The organism is Burkholderia sp. AU38729 (genome assembly GCF_020419725.1).
Taxonomy (GTDB): Bacteria; Pseudomonadota; Gammaproteobacteria; order Burkholderiales; family Burkholderiaceae; genus Burkholderia.
Genome location: NZ_JAIZQO010000014.1, coordinates 121,631 through 136,703, shown reverse-complemented (window position 1 = coordinate 136,703; position 15,073 = coordinate 121,631). Strand labels below are relative to the sequence as shown.

Genomic DNA, 15,073 nt, shown 5'->3' with positions numbered 1-15,073 from the left:
CAGTTGCGGGTGCCGGCCGGCGGGAACCGGCGGCGGCCGCCAGTGAAGAAGAATCGACGCGAGGACAAGGATGAGTGAGCCGCAGCCGTCTAACGGCGCAGAGACGAATGGCGCGAAGCCGGCACCGGCAGGGTTGGAATCGCTTGCGGCAGTCGGCAGCCGACTGGCGCAGCTTCGGGAGACACGGGGTTGGACCGTCGACGACGTGTCGGCGCGACTCAAGGTCGCACCGCAGAAGCTTCGGGCACTCGAGGCTGGTGACATCAGCCATTTGCCCGGCGTGACGTTCGCGCTCGGTGTCGTGCGCAGCTACGCGAAGATGCTCGGCGTCGATCCGGAACCGTTCGCGCAGGCGTTGCGCCGCGAGCGCGGGGTGCCGGAAGTCGACCTGTCGATGCCCGCGTCGTCGGGCACGGATCTGCCGCGCGGTCGCGTGTCGATTCCGCTGGGCGGGTCGTCGCGGCATCACCCGTGGCTCTGGGGCACGGGGATCGTCGTCGTCGCGGTGGTTGCCGTACTGATGTGGCACACTGGCGGCGATTCGTCGAGCCTGCTCGCGCGCTTCAAGAGCGGCGATGCCGAGCATGCGTCGGCCGCGAGCGCGCCTGCCGCCTCATCGTCTTCCGTCGAAGAGGCGGCCTCGAGCGGTGCGTCTGCCGTCGTCGCGAATGAGGTTCCGGCCCCGGCTGTTGCGTCTGCAGCCCCGGCGCCGGCGGTTGCGTCGGCTGCTCCGGCGCCTGCGCCCGTGGCACCGGTCGTGACGGCAGCCGCATCGCAGCCCGTCGTGGCAACGACGGCGACAAGCGCCGCCGTGCCGGCCCAGCCGGCGAGCGTCGCGGTGGCGGCCGGCCAGTCGCTGATCGAACTGAAGGTCAAGCAGGACAGCTGGTTCAGCGTGCGCGACAAGAGCGGCAAGGAACTGTTCTCCGGGCTGGTGCACGGCGGCGAGGCGAAGCAGGTCGCCGGCGACGGCCCGTTCAAGGTCACGATCGGCAACAAGGCGGGCCTCGACGCGATCGCGTTCGACGGAAAACCTGTCGATCCGGCAAAATATTCGGCAGCGCGGGGTAATGTGGCGCGGTTCACGTTGCCCTGACGTCAAGCGCCGTGGCGAAGGCCTGTCGTCGATATCGACAGGCCGCGAGGGCACGGCGCTTTTTCAATTCATGCGCCGCGTCGCGGCGCATTCCGCGTAAATGGATCTATCGATGCAATCCGAAGCTCAATCCCCACGCAGCAGTCAGATTTGTTCAACCGAGCCGGTGTTCGGCGGGCACCAGCCGCGCCGCGTATCGCATGCGGTGGATGTCCGCTGGGGCGGGCAGCTCGTGACGATCGGCGGCGACGCGCCCGTGCGCGTGCAGTCGATGACGAATACCGACACGGCCGACGCGATCGGCACGGCAATCCAGATCAAGGAACTCGCGAACGCGGGCTCCGAACTGGTGCGCATCACGGTCAACACGCCGGAGGCCGCGGCCGCCGTGCCGGCGATCCGCGAGCAGCTCGATCGCATGGGCGTGACCGTGCCGCTCGTCGGCGATTTCCACTACAACGGCCACCTGCTGCTGCGCGACTACCCGGGCTGCGCCGAGTCGCTGTCGAAGTACCGGATCAACCCGGGCAACGTCGGTCAGGGCGCGAAGCGCGATACGCAGTTCGCGCAGATGATCGAGGCGGCGGCCAAGTACGACAAGCCGGTGCGGATCGGCGTGAACTGGGGCAGCCTCGACCAGGACCTGCTCGCGCGCATGATGGACGAGAACGGTGCGCGTTCGCAGCCGTGGGATGCGCAGAGCGTGATGTACGAGGCGCTGATCCAGTCGGCGATCGGCTCGGCCGAGCGTGCGGTCGAACTCGGTCTCGGCCGCGACCGCATCATTCTGTCGTGCAAGGTCAGCGGCGTGCAGGATCTGATCGCCGTGTACCGCGAACTCAGCCGCCGCTGCGGCTTCGCGCTGCACCTCGGGCTGACCGAGGCCGGCATGGGCTCGAAGGGCATCGTCGCGTCGACGGCTGCACTCGGCGTGCTGCTGCAGGAAGGGATCGGCGACACGATCCGCATCTCGCTGACGCCGGAACCGGGCGCGTCGCGCACGGGCGAAGTGATCGTCGGCCAGGAAATCCTGCAGACGATGGGCCTGCGCTCGTTCGCACCGATGGTGATCGCGTGCCCGGGCTGCGGCCGTACGACGAGCACGCTGTTCCAGGAACTCGCGATGCAGATCCAGACCTACCTGCGCGAACAGATGCCGGTCTGGCGCAAAGAGTATCCGGGCGTCGAGAAAATGAACGTCGCGGTGATGGGCTGCATCGTCAACGGCCCGGGCGAATCGAAGCACGCGAACATCGGTATCAGCTTGCCGGGCTCGGGCGAGAACCCGGCCGCGCCTGTCTTCATCGACGGCGAGAAGGTCAAGACGCTGCGCGGCGAGCGGATCGCCGAGGAATTCCAGCAGATCGTCAGCGACTACGTCGAACGCAACTACGGCCGCGCTGAGGCCACGAACTAATTCGTCCACACACACGATGACTGAACAAAAACGCAAGATCGAGAAGCTCACCGGCGTCAAGGGCATGAACGACATCCTTCCGCAGGATGCCGGCCTTTGGGAGTTCTTCGAAGCTACGGTGAAATCGCTGCTGCGCGCCTACGGTTACCAGAACATCCGCACGCCGATCGTCGAGCACACGCAGCTCTTCACGCGCGGCATCGGTGAGGTCACCGACATCGTCGAAAAAGAGATGTACAGCTTCACCGACGCGCTGAACGGCGAAAACCTGACGATGCGCCCGGAAAATACCGCGGCCGTCGTGCGGGCGTCGATCGAGCACAACATGCTGTACGACGGCCCGAAGCGCCTGTGGTACATCGGGCCGATGTTCCGTCACGAGCGTCCGCAGCGCGGCCGCTATCGTCAGTTCCACCAGGTCGGCGTCGAGGCGCTCGGCTTCGCGGGTCCTGATGCGGACGCCGAGATCATCATGATGTGCCAGCGCCTGTGGGACGACCTCGGCCTGACCGGCATCAAGCTCGAGATCAACTCGCTCGGCCTTGCCGAAGAGCGTGCCGCGCATCGCGTCGAACTGATCAAGTACCTCGAGCAGTTTGCCGACGTGCTCGACGAGGATGCGAAGCGCCGCCTGTATACGAACCCGCTGCGCGTGCTCGACACGAAGAACCCCGCGCTGCAGGAAATCGCGCAGAACGCGCCGAAGCTGATCGACTTCCTCGGCGACGAATCGCGCGCGCACTTCGAAGGGCTGCAGCGCCTGCTGCTCGCGAACAACATTCCGTTCAAGATCAACCCGCGTCTCGTGCGTGGCCTGGACTACTACAACCTGACCGTGTTCGAGTGGGTCACCGACAAGCTCGGCGCGCAGGGCACGGTCGCAGCCGGCGGCCGCTACGATCCGCTGATCGAGCAGCTCGGCGGCAAGCCGACCGCCGCATGCGGTTGGGCGATGGGCATCGAGCGGATCCTCGAGCTACTGAAGGAAGAGGATCTCGCACCCGAGCAGGAAGGCGTCGACGTGTACGTCGTGCACCAGGGCGAGACCGCGCGTGAACAGGCGTTCATCGCGGCCGAGCGCCTGCGCGACACGGGCCTCGACGTGATCTTCCACTGCAGCGCCGACGGCGCGCCGGCAAGCTTCAAGTCGCAGATGAAACGGGCCGACGCAAGCGGCGCCGCGTTCGCGGTGATCTTCGGTGAAGAAGAGGTTGCAAACGGCACGGTGGGCGTGAAAGCGCTGCGCGGTGCGGGCGGAGACGGGGAAAAGAACGTTCAGCAGACCGTACCGGTCGAAGGCTTGACCGAATTCCTAATCAATGCGATGGTTGCATCCGCCGAAGACGGCGACGACTGATCGCGCTGGCATCCGCTCGACAAGAAAAGCCTGAACAGGAAGGAATCGCTCGCCGATGAGTTACCACGACGAACAAGAATCGATTGAAAGTGTCAAGGCGTGGTGGGCCCGCTGGGGCAACCTCACCACGTGGATCGTGCTCGCGGCGCTCGTCGTCGCGGCCGGTTTCAACGGCTGGAACTACTGGCAGCGCCGTCAGGCTGCCGAGGCGTCCGGGCTGTACGAACAGGTCCAGAAGGCCGCCGCCGCGAACGACAAGGCGACGATCGCGCGCGCGGCCGCCGACATGGAAGACAAGTTCGGCAGCACGCCGTATGCGCAGATGACCGCACTCTCCGCTGCGAAGACGCTGTACGCAGCCGGCGACTCGGCCGGTGCGAAGGCGCAGCTGCAATGGGCCGTCGATCACGCCAAGGATGACGAGTACAAGCAGATCGCGAAGCTGCGTCTCGCGTCGCTGCTGCTCGACGAGAAGGCGTACGATGCGGGCCTCGCGCTGCTGTCGGGTACGCCGGTCGATGCATTCAAGGGCCTCGTGGCCGATCGCCGCGGCGATCTGCTTGCCGCGCAAGGCAAGACCGACGATGCGCGCGCGGCGTACAAGCTCGCGCTCGACGGCCTGTCGAAGGACGACCAGTCCGCGCGTCAGCTCGTGCAGTTCAAGCTGGACGCGCTCGGCGGCTGAACCCCGGTCCCCTCAACCTCTTAACTCTGCTTCGCTAACCGATGAATTTGCTGAAACGTTACGCTGTGCCCGTTGCCTGCGCGGCGGCTGTCCTTGCACTGGCGGCCTGCTCGTCGTCGAAGGACGCGCGCCGCGTGCCGACGCCGCTCACCGAGTTCAAGCCCGTGATGGACGTGCAACAGGTCTGGAAGGCGAGCGTCGGCAAGGGCGGGCGCTACCTGTTCTCGCCGGTAGCCGTGGGCGACGCCGTCTATGCAGCGGGCGAAAACGGTTCGGTCGAGAAGATCGACGCGAAGACGGGCCAGACGCTCTGGCGCGCGAAGGTCGGCTCCGACCTGTCGGCCGGTGTCGGCAGCGACGGCAACCTGACCGCGGTCGGCGCGCTGAAGGGCGGTGTGTTCGTGCTGGGCCCGGACGGCAAGCAACTGTGGAAGACCACCGTGCAGGGCGAGATCTTCTCGCCGCCGCTCGTCGGCAACGGCCTCGTGGTCGTCCGCACGATCGACGGCCAGGTGATCGCGTTCAATGCGCAGACGGGCGAGCAGAAGTGGAACTACCGCAACCGTGCGGTGCCGCTGAACCTGCGCGTGTCGGCCGGCATGACGTTCGCGGGTGACGCGGCGGTGCTGGCGGGCTTCCCCGGCGGCGGGCTGGTCGCGATCAACCTGCAGACGGGCGAGCCGTTCTGGCAGACGCCGGTGTCGTTCCCGAAGGGTGTGACCGAGGTCGAGCGCATCAACGACGTCAGCGGTCCGCCGACGCTCGTGGGCGCGGAAGCCTGCGCGGTGACGTTCCAGGGGCAGCTTGGCTGCTTCGATGCGAACTCGGGCCGCCCGCTGTGGGAAAAGGCGTTCTCGAGCCGCAGCGGCCTCGCGCAGGACGATTCGGTGGTCGCCGGCGGCGACGACTGGTCGGTCGTGACCGCGTACGATGCTGCGTCGGGCAACCAGCTGTGGCGCAACGACAAGCTGAAGAGCCGTGACGTCGGCGTGCCGTATCTGCTCGGGCATGCGGTCGTGTTGGGCGACTACAAGGGCTTCGTGCACTTCCTGTCGCGTGAAGACGGCAGCTTCATCGCACGGATGAAGACCGACGGCAGCGCGATTACGGCGGCGCCGGTCCTCGCGGGCAATACGCTCGTCGTGCAGACGAAGGACGGCGGCCTGTACGGATTCCGTCCGCGCTGACGCGCAGGAAACATGCGCGGCCGCGGCGCGACGGGCTTGTCCCGTGCGCCGCGGCCGCGTGACTTGAAGGCGGCCGGTGCTCCCGGCCGCTCGGTATTTGAAAGGCAGTTCGAGACGAAAGACGATGGCGCGCAGCGCGCGCCAGGCGCGCGCATCCGGCGCGGCGCGAATTCGTGATATTTTCATTCAGCGCAGCCGCCCGCAGCAGCGGGCCTCCCGCTGCTGCGCTTCACCGTAGAAAACACAGATGAAACCGGTCATTGCCCTCGTTGGGCGCCCCAATGTGGGGAAATCCACGCTGTTCAACCGGCTCACGCGCTCGCGCGATGCGCTGGTCGCCGACTTGCCGGGCCTGACGCGCGATCGCCATTACGGCGAAGGGCGCGTGGGCGAGCGGCCGTACCTGGTCGTCGACACGGGCGGCTTCGAGCCCGTCGCGAAGGACGGCATCCTGCACGAGATGGCGCGCCAGACGCGGCAGGCCGTCGAGGAAGCCGACGTCGTCGTGTTCATCGTCGACGGCCGTAACGGCCTCGCGCCGCAGGACAAGTCGATCGCCGACTACCTGCGCAAGACCGGCCGGCCGATCTTCCTGGTCGTCAACAAGGCCGAGGGGATGAAGTACACGGCGGTCGCGACGGACTTCTACGAGCTCGGGCTCGGCGATCCGCGTGCGATCTCGGCTGCGCACGGTGACGGCGTCACCGACATGATCAACGAGGCGCTGGATGTCGCGTACGCGGACCGTCCGGAGGAAGAGGACGAGAACGATCCTTCGCGCGGTATCAAGATCGCGATCGTCGGCCGCCCGAACGTCGGCAAGTCGACGCTCGTGAACGCGCTGATCGGCGAGGATCGCGTGATCGCGTTCGACATGCCGGGCACGACGCGCGATTCGATCTACGTGGACTTCGAGCGCAACGGCAAGAAGTACACGCTGATCGACACGGCCGGCCTGCGCCGCCGCGGCAAGGTGTTCGAGGCGATCGAGAAGTTCTCGGTCGTGAAGACGCTGCAGTCGATCTCAGACGCGAACGTGGTCATTCTTCTGCTGGATGCGCAGCAGGACATTTCCGACCAGGACGCACACATCGCCGGCTTCGTCGTCGAACAGGGTCGCGCGCTCGTGATCGGCGTCAACAAGTGGGACGGGCTCGACGAGCATGCGCGCGATCGCGCGAAAGCGGATTTGACCCGCAAGCTGAAATTCCTCGACTTCGCGAAATCACACTTCATTTCGGCAACGAAGAAGACGGGCATCGGCACGCTGATGCGCTCGGTCGACGACGCGTACGCCGCGGCGATGGCGAAGCTGCCGACGCCGAAGCTCACGCGCGCGCTGATCGAGGCAGTCGAATTCCAGCAGCCGCGCCGTCGCGGCCCGGTGCGTCCGAAGCTGCGCTACGCGCACCAGGGCGGCCAGAATCCGCCGATCATCGTCATCCACGGTAACGCGCTCGACGCCGTGACGGAAACGTACAAGCGTTACCTGGAAAACCGGTTCCGCGAAACTTTCTCGCTGACAGGGACTCCATTGCGCATAGAGTTCCGTTCGTCGAACAATCCGTACGCGGACAAGAGCTGAAGACGTCTGTTACACGCGTCACGCAAGGGGTTGGCCGCAAGGCCTATGCCCCCGGCGGGCCAGGCAAAATCGGCTATAGTGTAGCGATTGGCGCCGGATCTCTTTTTCTTCGCCGCCAGTCCAGATCAACCTGCAAAAAAAGATGGAGTACGCCATGAGCAACAAAGGGCAATTGTTACAAGACCCGTTTTTGAACGCACTGCGCAAAGAGCACGTTCCCGTTTCGATCTACCTCGTCAACGGCATCAAGCTTCAAGGGAACATTGAATCGTTCGACCAGTACGTCGTGTTGCTCCGTAATACGGTGACCCAGATGGTGTACAAGCACGCCATCTCGACGGTCGTGCCGGCGCGCCCGGTGAATTTCCACCCGGACGCGGAAGCCTCGTCCTAACCTATCGCAGCGGCCGGCATCCGGTCGCCGCGAGCGACCGATGCCAGCCGCCTTATCTTGACACCTGAAAATTTGATCAACGCAGCGCTCGTCGGCATCGATTTCGGCAAGACCGATTTCGAAGCCAGCCTCGAAGAACTCAGTCTTCTCGCCTCCAGCGCGGGAGCCCGTCCCGCAGTCACCCTCACGGGGCGTCGTTCCAGTCCCGATGCCAAGATGTTCATCGGCAGCGGCAAAGCCGAAGAACTCCGGCTCGCCTGCGACGCGCACAACGTCGAAATCGTCATCTTCAACCACGCATTGGCGCCCGCCCAGCAACGTAATCTGGAGCAGGCACTTAACAGGCGCGTGGTCGATCGCACCAGCCTCATCCTCGACATCTTTGCCCAGCGTGCCCGCAGCCATGAAGGCAAGCTGCAGGTCGAGCTCGCGCAGCTTCAGTACCTGTCGACGCGGCTCATTCGCGCATGGACCCACCTTGAACGGCAGAAGGGTGGTATCGGCCTGCGCGGCCCCGGTGAAACCCAGCTCGAAACCGACCGTCGGCTGATCGGCGAACGCATCAAGATGCTGAAGTCGCGGCTCGACCGGCTGCGCCGGCAACACAGCACGCAACGCCGCCAGCGTGCGCGCAGCGGCACGATGTCGGTGTCGCTCGTCGGCTATACGAACGCGGGCAAGTCGACGCTGTTCAATGCGCTGACGAAAGCGCAGGCCTACGCGGCCGACCAGCTGTTCGCCACGCTCGATACGACGTCGCGGCGCGTGTACCTCGGCGACGAGGTCGGCCAGATCGTCGTGTCGGATACGGTCGGGTTCATCCGCGAGTTGCCTCACCAGCTGGTCGCCGCATTCCGCGCGACCCTCGAGGAAACGATCCACGCGGATCTGCTGCTGCACGTGGTCGATGCATCGAGCGCGGTCAGGCTTGAACAGATCGAGCAGGTCAATGGCGTGTTGCACGAGATCGGCGCGGACACGATCCGCCAGGTGCTGGTGTTCAACAAGATCGACGCCGTGCCTGAACTGGCGGCCCGCGGCGACGCGGTCGAGCGGGACGAGTATGGTAATATTTCGCGCGTCTTTTTGAGCGCGCGCACCGGTCAGGGTCTTGACGCGTTGCGTGCCGCCATCGCCGAAATCGCCTCCGCGGAACACCTTTCCAGCGCGACGTTACCCAACGGCGCGCTCGACGGCGCCCCCGCTGAACCACACGAAGACCACACGATTTCCGAACACGGGCGCTAACCGGTCCCGGCCGGTTCGTCGGCGTCTAATCTGGTGAACAAACTCTGGTGAACGAATACAACGAGCGGAGTACCTGGCGGCGGATGCGCGCCTTGCTGTCGATCAACGATCCCCGCTGGGGACGCGGCGAAGGCAATGGCAAAGACGGATCCCGTCCCCGCCCGAACGAATCGAAGCGTCCGCAAGGCGGCGACGGCGATGGTCCGCCCGATCTCGACGAGATGTGGCGCAACTTCAACCGGCGCCTGAACGGCCTGTTCGGCGGCAAGGGCGGCAACGGCTTCCGTCCTGACAACGGGCGAGCCGCGCGCGTCGGCGTCGGCATCGTGATCGGCGTGCTGGTCGCGGTCTACGCAGGCAGCGGGCTGTTCGTCGTGCAGGAAGGGCAGACGGGCGTCGTGCTGCAGCTCGGCAAGCTGTCGGGCACGGTCGGTCAGGGCGTGCACTGGCGCGCGCCGTATCCGTTCGCGTCGCACGAGATCGTCGATACGTCGCAGGTCCGCTCGATCGAAATCGGCCGCAACAACGTCGTGCGTCTCGCGAACGTGAAGGAAGCGGCGATGCTGACGCGCGACGCCGATATCGTCGACGTGCGCTTCATCGTGCAGTACCGCATCCGTTCCGCGACCGATTACCTGTTCCGCAGTGTCGACCCCGAGCGCAGTGTCTCGCAGGCCGCCCAGGCCGCGGTACGTGCGATCGTCGGCACGCGCAGCGCGGCCGACGTGCTGAACCAGGACCGCGACGCGCTGCGCGAGCAGCTCGCGGCCGCGATCCAGCGCGATCTCGATCGCTACCAGTCGGGGCTCGAGGTGACGGCCGTCACGATGCAGAGCGTTGCGGCGCCCGAGCAGACGCAGGCCGCGTACGGTGAAGTCGCGAAGGCACGCGACGAGCGCGAGGCCGCGAAGCGCGCCGCGCAAGCGTATGCAAACGACCTGCTGCCGAAGGCGCAGGGCGATGCGGCGAAGCTCGTCGACGAAGCGAAGGCGTATGCCGATCGCGTGGTCACGGAAGCCGAAGGCGATGCCGACCGCTTCAAGCAGGTCTATGCGCAGTACTCGAAGGCGCCCGCGGTGATCCGCGAGCGAATGTATCTCGAGACGATGCAGGAAATCTATTCGAATTCGACGAAGGTGTTCGTCGGCAACAAGGGCGGCAACAGCGTCGTGTATCTGCCGCTCGACAAGCTCGTCGAGCAGGGGCGACAAAACGCCGCGACGTCCACGGGCGCATCCGCACCCGACGCCGCGTCGGCACCGGCGGCTGCAGCGGCGCCCGCAAGTGCGGCGTCGGCCGTGGCGGCGTCGGGCACCGACGTGCTGCGATCGCGCGAGGCGTTTCGCAGCCGGTCGCGCGAAGACGATCTGAAGTAACGGGGAGCGCAGAACATGAACCGAATCATTGCGCTCGTCGTCGCAATCGTGATCGTTGCCTTCGCGGCATCGTCGACCGTCCTTACCGTCGATCCGCGCCATGCGGCCGTGCTGTCGGGGCGCGACGGCGCGCAACCCGAATTGGCGGGCCCTGGCATCCATTTCAAATTGCCGCCGCCGCTGCAGACGGCCACGCTGATCGACACGCGCCTGCAATCGCTCGAGTCGTCGGATCCGCTGCAACTGGCAACGGAAGACAAGCGCGACCTGCTCGTCGCCTACGCGGTGAAGTACCGGATCAGCGATCCGATGAAGTATTTCACGACGACGGGCGGTGACCCGTCGGCAGCCGGCGATCGTCTCGCCGGCGCGCTGAAGAGCGCACTCGGTGACGCGTTCGGCAAGCGCGCGCTCGACGACGCGCTCGGCGGCCAGCGTGCGATCGCCGATGCGGCCCGTGACGAAGTGAAGGCGAAGGCGTCCGGTTTCGGCGTCGACGTGGTCGACGTCCAGTTGACGCGCGTCGATTTGCCGGCCGCGCAGACCGATGCCGTCTATCAGCGGATGATCGGCGCGCTGCGAGATCAGGCGGCGCAGGTGCGTGCGCAAGGCGCGGCCGACGTCGAGCAGATCAAGGCGGACGCCGAACGCGAACAGCAGGCCGTGTTCGCGAACGCGTACAAGTCCGCACAGACGATCAAGGGCGAGGGCGACGCGAAGGCCGCGACGATTGCCGCCGACGCGTTCGGCCGCGATCCGCAGTTCTACCAGTTCTACGCGAGCCTGCAGGCTTACCGGAACACGTTCAAGCGCAACGACATCATCGTCGTCGATCCCGACAGCGAGTTCTTCCGCTTCATGCGCAGCCCGACGGGCGGTGCCGCACCGGCGGCGCCTGCTCCCCGCAAACACTGACCTTGGGGCGCCGCGTCGAGCGGCGCCGTCGCTCGCATGGACCTGGCTGGCTCGTTGTTGCTCGCAGTAGCGCTGATGCTGATCATCGAGGGGGCGTTCCCCTTCGTGTTTCCCGTCGCCTGGCGCGACACGTTTCGTAGAATAGCTGAGCGGCCGCCGCATCATATCCGGATCGGCGGGCTGATCGTGATGGTGCTCGGGCTCATACTGCTGCTGCTCGCCACCTGACCGGAGACCTGATCCGGACGGCTCATCCGCCGTTCGTCCCGCCCGAATTCAGAATTTCCGATTCACATCGCGGCGCGCGTGTCGCGCGCTGTTTCCCGTCGTAGGACCGTACCGATGTCGACCTGGTTACTTCCCGAGAATATCGCCGACGTATTGCCGTCGGAAGCGCGCAAGATCGAGGAGCTGCGCCGCAGGCTGCTCGACCGCTTCCGTTCGTATGGCTACGAAATGGTGATGCCGCCGCTGCTCGAGTATCTCGAATCGCTGCTGACGAGCGGCGGTGCAGACCTGCGCCTGCGCACCTTCAAGCTGGTCGACCAGCTGTCGGGTCGCACCCTCGGCCTGCGTGCGGACATCACGCCGCAGGTCGCGCGGATCGACGCGCACCTGTTGAACCGCCAGGGCGTGACGCGCCTCTGCTATGCGGGCCACGTGATGCATACGCGTCCGCGCGGTCTGCACGCGACGCGCGAGCAGATCCAGATCGGCGCCGAAATCTACGGGCATGCCGGACTGGAAGCCGACCTCGAGATCCAGCAGCTGATGCTCGACGCGCTGCATCTCGCAGGCCTGTCGCGCATCCGTCTCGACCTCGGCCATGCGGGCGTGCTCGCGGCGCTGCTGGCGCGCGATGCGCAGGCCGCCGAGCGCGGCGAGTCGCTGTACGACGCGCTGTCGGGCAAGGACGTGCCGCTGCTGAACGAACTCACCGACGATCTCGGCGCCGATACGCGCGCCGCGCTGCGCGCGCTGCCGCATCTCTATGGCGACGCAAGCGTGCTCGCGGAGGCGCGCACACGCTTGCCGGTGCTGCCCGAAATCACGCGGGCGCTCGACGATCTGGCGCAGCTCGCGGCACAGGCGAAAGGTGCCGAAGTGGCGATCGATCTCGGCGACCTGCGCGGCTATGCATATCACAGCGGCGCGATGTTCAGCGCCTACATCGACGGCGTGCCGAACGCGATCGCGCGGGGCGGCCGCTACGACCACGTCGGCCAGGCATATGGGCGTGCCCGTCCCGCCACGGGCTTCTCGCTCGACCTGCGCGAGCTCGCGCGGATTTCGCCGGTCGAGGCGCGCGGCACCGCGATTCTCGCGCCGTGGGCGCAGGACGATGCGCTGAGCGCGGCCGTCGCGGCGCTGCGTGATGCGGGCGAGGTCGTGATCCAGGCGCTGCCGGGCCACGATCATGTGCTCGACGAGTTCGCGTGCGACCGTTCGCTCGTCGAGCGCAACGGCGCATGGGTGGTCGAACCCCGATAAACAGGCGTTCGCGGGACGTGCTTCGGCGTGCATATCGTTGAAGCGAAACGGAAAAATTCGGAATCGCCCGCGAACATAGGTAGAATACGTTTTTAACCAGCTAACGAATCAACATGTCTGCCAGCGCAGTGAACGTGACTCCCGGGCGCAATGTCGTCGTCGTGGGAACGCAATGGGGTGATGAAGGCAAGGGCAAGATCGTCGACTGGCTGACGGACCACGCTCAGGGCGTCGTGCGTTTCCAGGGCGGTCACAACGCCGGCCACACCCTCATCATCGGCGGCAAGAAAACGATCTTGCGCCTCATTCCGTCGGGCATCATGCGTGAAGGCGTCGCCTGCTACATCGGCAACGGCGTCGTCCTGTCCCCCGAAGCACTGTTCAAGGAAATCGGCGAGCTGGAAGAAGCGGGCGTGAACGTGCGCGACCGCCTGTTCATTTCCGAAGCCACGACGCTGATCCTGCCGTACCACATCGCGATCGACCAGGCGCGTGAAGCGCGCAAGGGCGCGGGCAAGATCGGTACGACCGGCCGCGGCATCGGCCCCGCGTACGAAGACAAGGTGGGCCGCCGCGCGCTGCGCGTTCAGGATCTGTTCGACGCGAAGACCTTCGCCGACCGCCTGCGTGAAAACCTCGATTTCCACAACTTCGTGCTGACCCAGTACCTGGGCGGCGCGGCTGTCGATTTCCAGGCCACGCTCGACACGATGCTGGGTTATGCCGACCGCCTGAAGCCGATGGTGGCCGACGTGTCGCGCCGCCTGTACGACGCGAACAATGCGGGCCAGAACCTGCTGTTCGAAGGCGCACAAGGCACGCTGCTCGATATCGACCACGGCACCTATCCGTTCGTCACGTCGAGCAACTGCGTGGCAGGTGCGGCGTCGGCTGGCGCGGGCGTGGGTCCGCAGAAGCTCAACTACATCCTCGGCATCACGAAGGCGTATTGCACGCGCGTCGGCTCGGGCCCGTTCCCGAGCGAACTGTACGATGCGGACAATCCGCAGCGTCAGGACCAGGTTGGCGTTACGCTCGCGAACGTCGGCAAGGAATTCGGTTCGGTCACCGGCCGTCCGCGCCGCACCGGCTGGCTCGACGCAGCCGCGCTGCGCCGCTCGATCCAGATCAACGGCGTGTCGGGCCTGTGCATGACGAAGCTCGACGTGCTCGACGGCCTCGACGAAGTCAAGCTGTGCGTCGGCTACAAGATCGACGGCAAGGATGCGGACATCCTGCCGCGCGGCGCCGCTGATGTGGCCCGTTGCGAGCCTGTTTACGAGACGTTTGCCGGCTGGAAGGAAAGCACGGTCGGCATCAAGACGTGGGAAGCACTGCCGGCGAATGCGCAGGCTTACCTGACCCGCGTCCAGGAAGTGGCTGGCGTGCCGGTCGACATGGTGTCGACGGGTCCGGACCGCGACGAAACGATCCTGCTCCGCCATCCGTTCAAGGTGTAATTTTCAGATGACGCAGCAAATCACGATGACGGCGGCAGACTTGATGACCGATCCGCGCAACGACGACAAGAACCTGTGGGTAGGCTGGGACGAGTATCACCGTCTCATCGAGCTGCTCGCGCTCCAGGTGCATGCATCGGGCTGGAAGTTCGACCAGATCCTGTGCCTCGCGCGCGGTGGCCTGCGCGTCGGCGATCAACTGTCGCGCATCTACGACGTGCCACTCGCGATTCTCGCGACGAGTTCGTACCGCGAAGCGGCCGGCACGGAGCAGGGCGACCTCGACATCGCGCAGTACATCACGATGACGCGCGGCAACTTGGCGGGCAACGTGCTGCTGGTCGACGATCTCGTCGATTCGGGCGTCACGCTTGCGCGCGTGCAGGAGCACCTGAAGGAGCGCTATCCGTCGGTGACCGCCGTGCGCTCGGCGGTACTCTGGTACAAGGGTTGCTCGAAGGTCAAGCCCGACTATCACACGCAGTTCCTGCCGACGAATCCGTGGATTCATCAGCCGTTCGAAGAGTGGGACACGGTTCGCCCGCACAACCTCGAGGCGTGGATCAAGCGCGGTCGCGCACAGCGCGACGGCTCGGGCGCGTAAGCGGCTGGCCAATCGAAGGAAAGCCTTGTACGGCGCCGCTTGCGGCGCCGTTTTTCATTGGGGCGCCATCCTTGCCGGCACCGCGCGAACCGTGGATCCGGTAGGCAGGCGCCGCTGCCCCGGCTATGATTGGCAGCCCTGCCACAGCTCGCGCCGGATTGCATGCGCAGCGTGGATCACGTGGTGACAAGGCAACAGAGCAGGGCGGCGTTTCACGGGGGCGCGAGTAGAATAGCGCTCGTTTTGTCCGACCCGGAC

General features: G+C 65.9%; 14 protein-coding genes. All 14 read left to right on the top strand.

Annotation, left to right across the window (positions count from 1 at the left end; genetic code table 11):
• Positions 1-70: 70 nt before the first annotated feature.
• The 14 genes from LGM56_RS31295 to LGM56_RS31230 all read left to right on the top strand — a co-directional run bounded on the left by LGM56_RS31295 (position 71) and on the right by LGM56_RS31230 (position 14,815).
• Positions 71-1,096 (top strand): helix-turn-helix domain-containing protein, encoded by a 1,026-nt coding sequence (locus LGM56_RS31295; RefSeq protein ID WP_089494985.1) that lies wholly within the window; start codon positions 71-73, stop codon positions 1,094-1,096.
• Positions 1,097-1,208: 112 nt separating this feature from the next.
• Positions 1,209-2,513: a flavodoxin-dependent (E)-4-hydroxy-3-methylbut-2-enyl-diphosphate synthase gene (gene ispG / locus LGM56_RS31290; RefSeq protein ID WP_089494984.1), complete on the top strand. Its 1,305-nt coding sequence runs from the start codon at positions 1,209-1,211 to the stop codon at positions 2,511-2,513.
• A gap of 16 nt (positions 2,514-2,529) precedes the next feature.
• Positions 2,530-3,870 carry a histidine--tRNA ligase gene (hisS, locus tag LGM56_RS31285; protein ID WP_039360260.1) on the top strand — a complete coding sequence of 447 codons (1,341 nt, stop codon included), beginning with the start codon at positions 2,530-2,532 and terminating at the stop codon, positions 3,868-3,870.
• 55 nt (positions 3,871-3,925) lie between these two features.
• Entirely contained in the window at positions 3,926-4,555 is a 630-nt protein-coding gene (locus tag LGM56_RS31280; RefSeq protein ID WP_039360256.1) for a tetratricopeptide repeat protein, read from the top strand.
• A gap of 41 nt (positions 4,556-4,596) precedes the next feature.
• Complete coding sequence (gene bamB, locus LGM56_RS31275; protein WP_089425558.1) at positions 4,597-5,742, top strand: outer membrane protein assembly factor BamB; 1,146 nt, start codon at positions 4,597-4,599, stop codon at positions 5,740-5,742.
• Between the two features lie 247 nt (positions 5,743-5,989).
• Entirely contained in the window at positions 5,990-7,327 is a 1,338-nt protein-coding gene (gene der, locus LGM56_RS31270) for a ribosome biogenesis GTPase Der (protein WP_046197066.1), read from the top strand.
• Between the two features lie 154 nt (positions 7,328-7,481).
• Positions 7,482-7,721, top strand: coding sequence for an RNA chaperone Hfq (gene hfq / locus LGM56_RS31265; protein ID WP_006399927.1), 240 nt, complete (start codon positions 7,482-7,484; stop codon positions 7,719-7,721).
• A gap of 72 nt (positions 7,722-7,793) precedes the next feature.
• Positions 7,794-8,969 (top strand): GTPase HflX, encoded by a 1,176-nt coding sequence (gene hflX / locus LGM56_RS31260; protein ID WP_174946413.1) that lies wholly within the window; start codon positions 7,794-7,796, stop codon positions 8,967-8,969.
• Positions 8,970-9,016: 47 nt separating this feature from the next.
• Positions 9,017-10,345: an FtsH protease activity modulator HflK gene (gene hflK, locus LGM56_RS31255; protein WP_226207695.1), complete on the top strand. Its 1,329-nt coding sequence runs from the start codon at positions 9,017-9,019 to the stop codon at positions 10,343-10,345.
• 15 nt (positions 10,346-10,360) lie between these two features.
• Positions 10,361-11,260, top strand: coding sequence for a protease modulator HflC (hflC, locus tag LGM56_RS31250; RefSeq protein WP_226207694.1), 900 nt, complete (start codon positions 10,361-10,363; stop codon positions 11,258-11,260).
• A 36-nt stretch (positions 11,261-11,296) separates the two neighbouring features.
• Complete coding sequence (locus LGM56_RS31245) at positions 11,297-11,488, top strand: DUF2065 domain-containing protein (RefSeq protein ID WP_011352254.1); 192 nt, start codon at positions 11,297-11,299, stop codon at positions 11,486-11,488.
• Positions 11,489-11,602: 114 nt separating this feature from the next.
• On the top strand, positions 11,603-12,751 hold the full coding sequence (locus tag LGM56_RS31240; RefSeq protein WP_011352253.1) for an ATP phosphoribosyltransferase regulatory subunit: 1,149 nt from the start codon (positions 11,603-11,605) through the stop codon (positions 12,749-12,751).
• 113 nt (positions 12,752-12,864) lie between these two features.
• Positions 12,865-14,211 (top strand): adenylosuccinate synthase, encoded by a 1,347-nt coding sequence (locus LGM56_RS31235; RefSeq protein ID WP_011352252.1) that lies wholly within the window; start codon positions 12,865-12,867, stop codon positions 14,209-14,211.
• A 7-nt stretch (positions 14,212-14,218) separates the two neighbouring features.
• Positions 14,219-14,815: a phosphoribosyltransferase gene (locus LGM56_RS31230; protein WP_011352251.1), complete on the top strand. Its 597-nt coding sequence runs from the start codon at positions 14,219-14,221 to the stop codon at positions 14,813-14,815.
• Positions 14,816-15,073 lie beyond the last annotated feature (258 nt).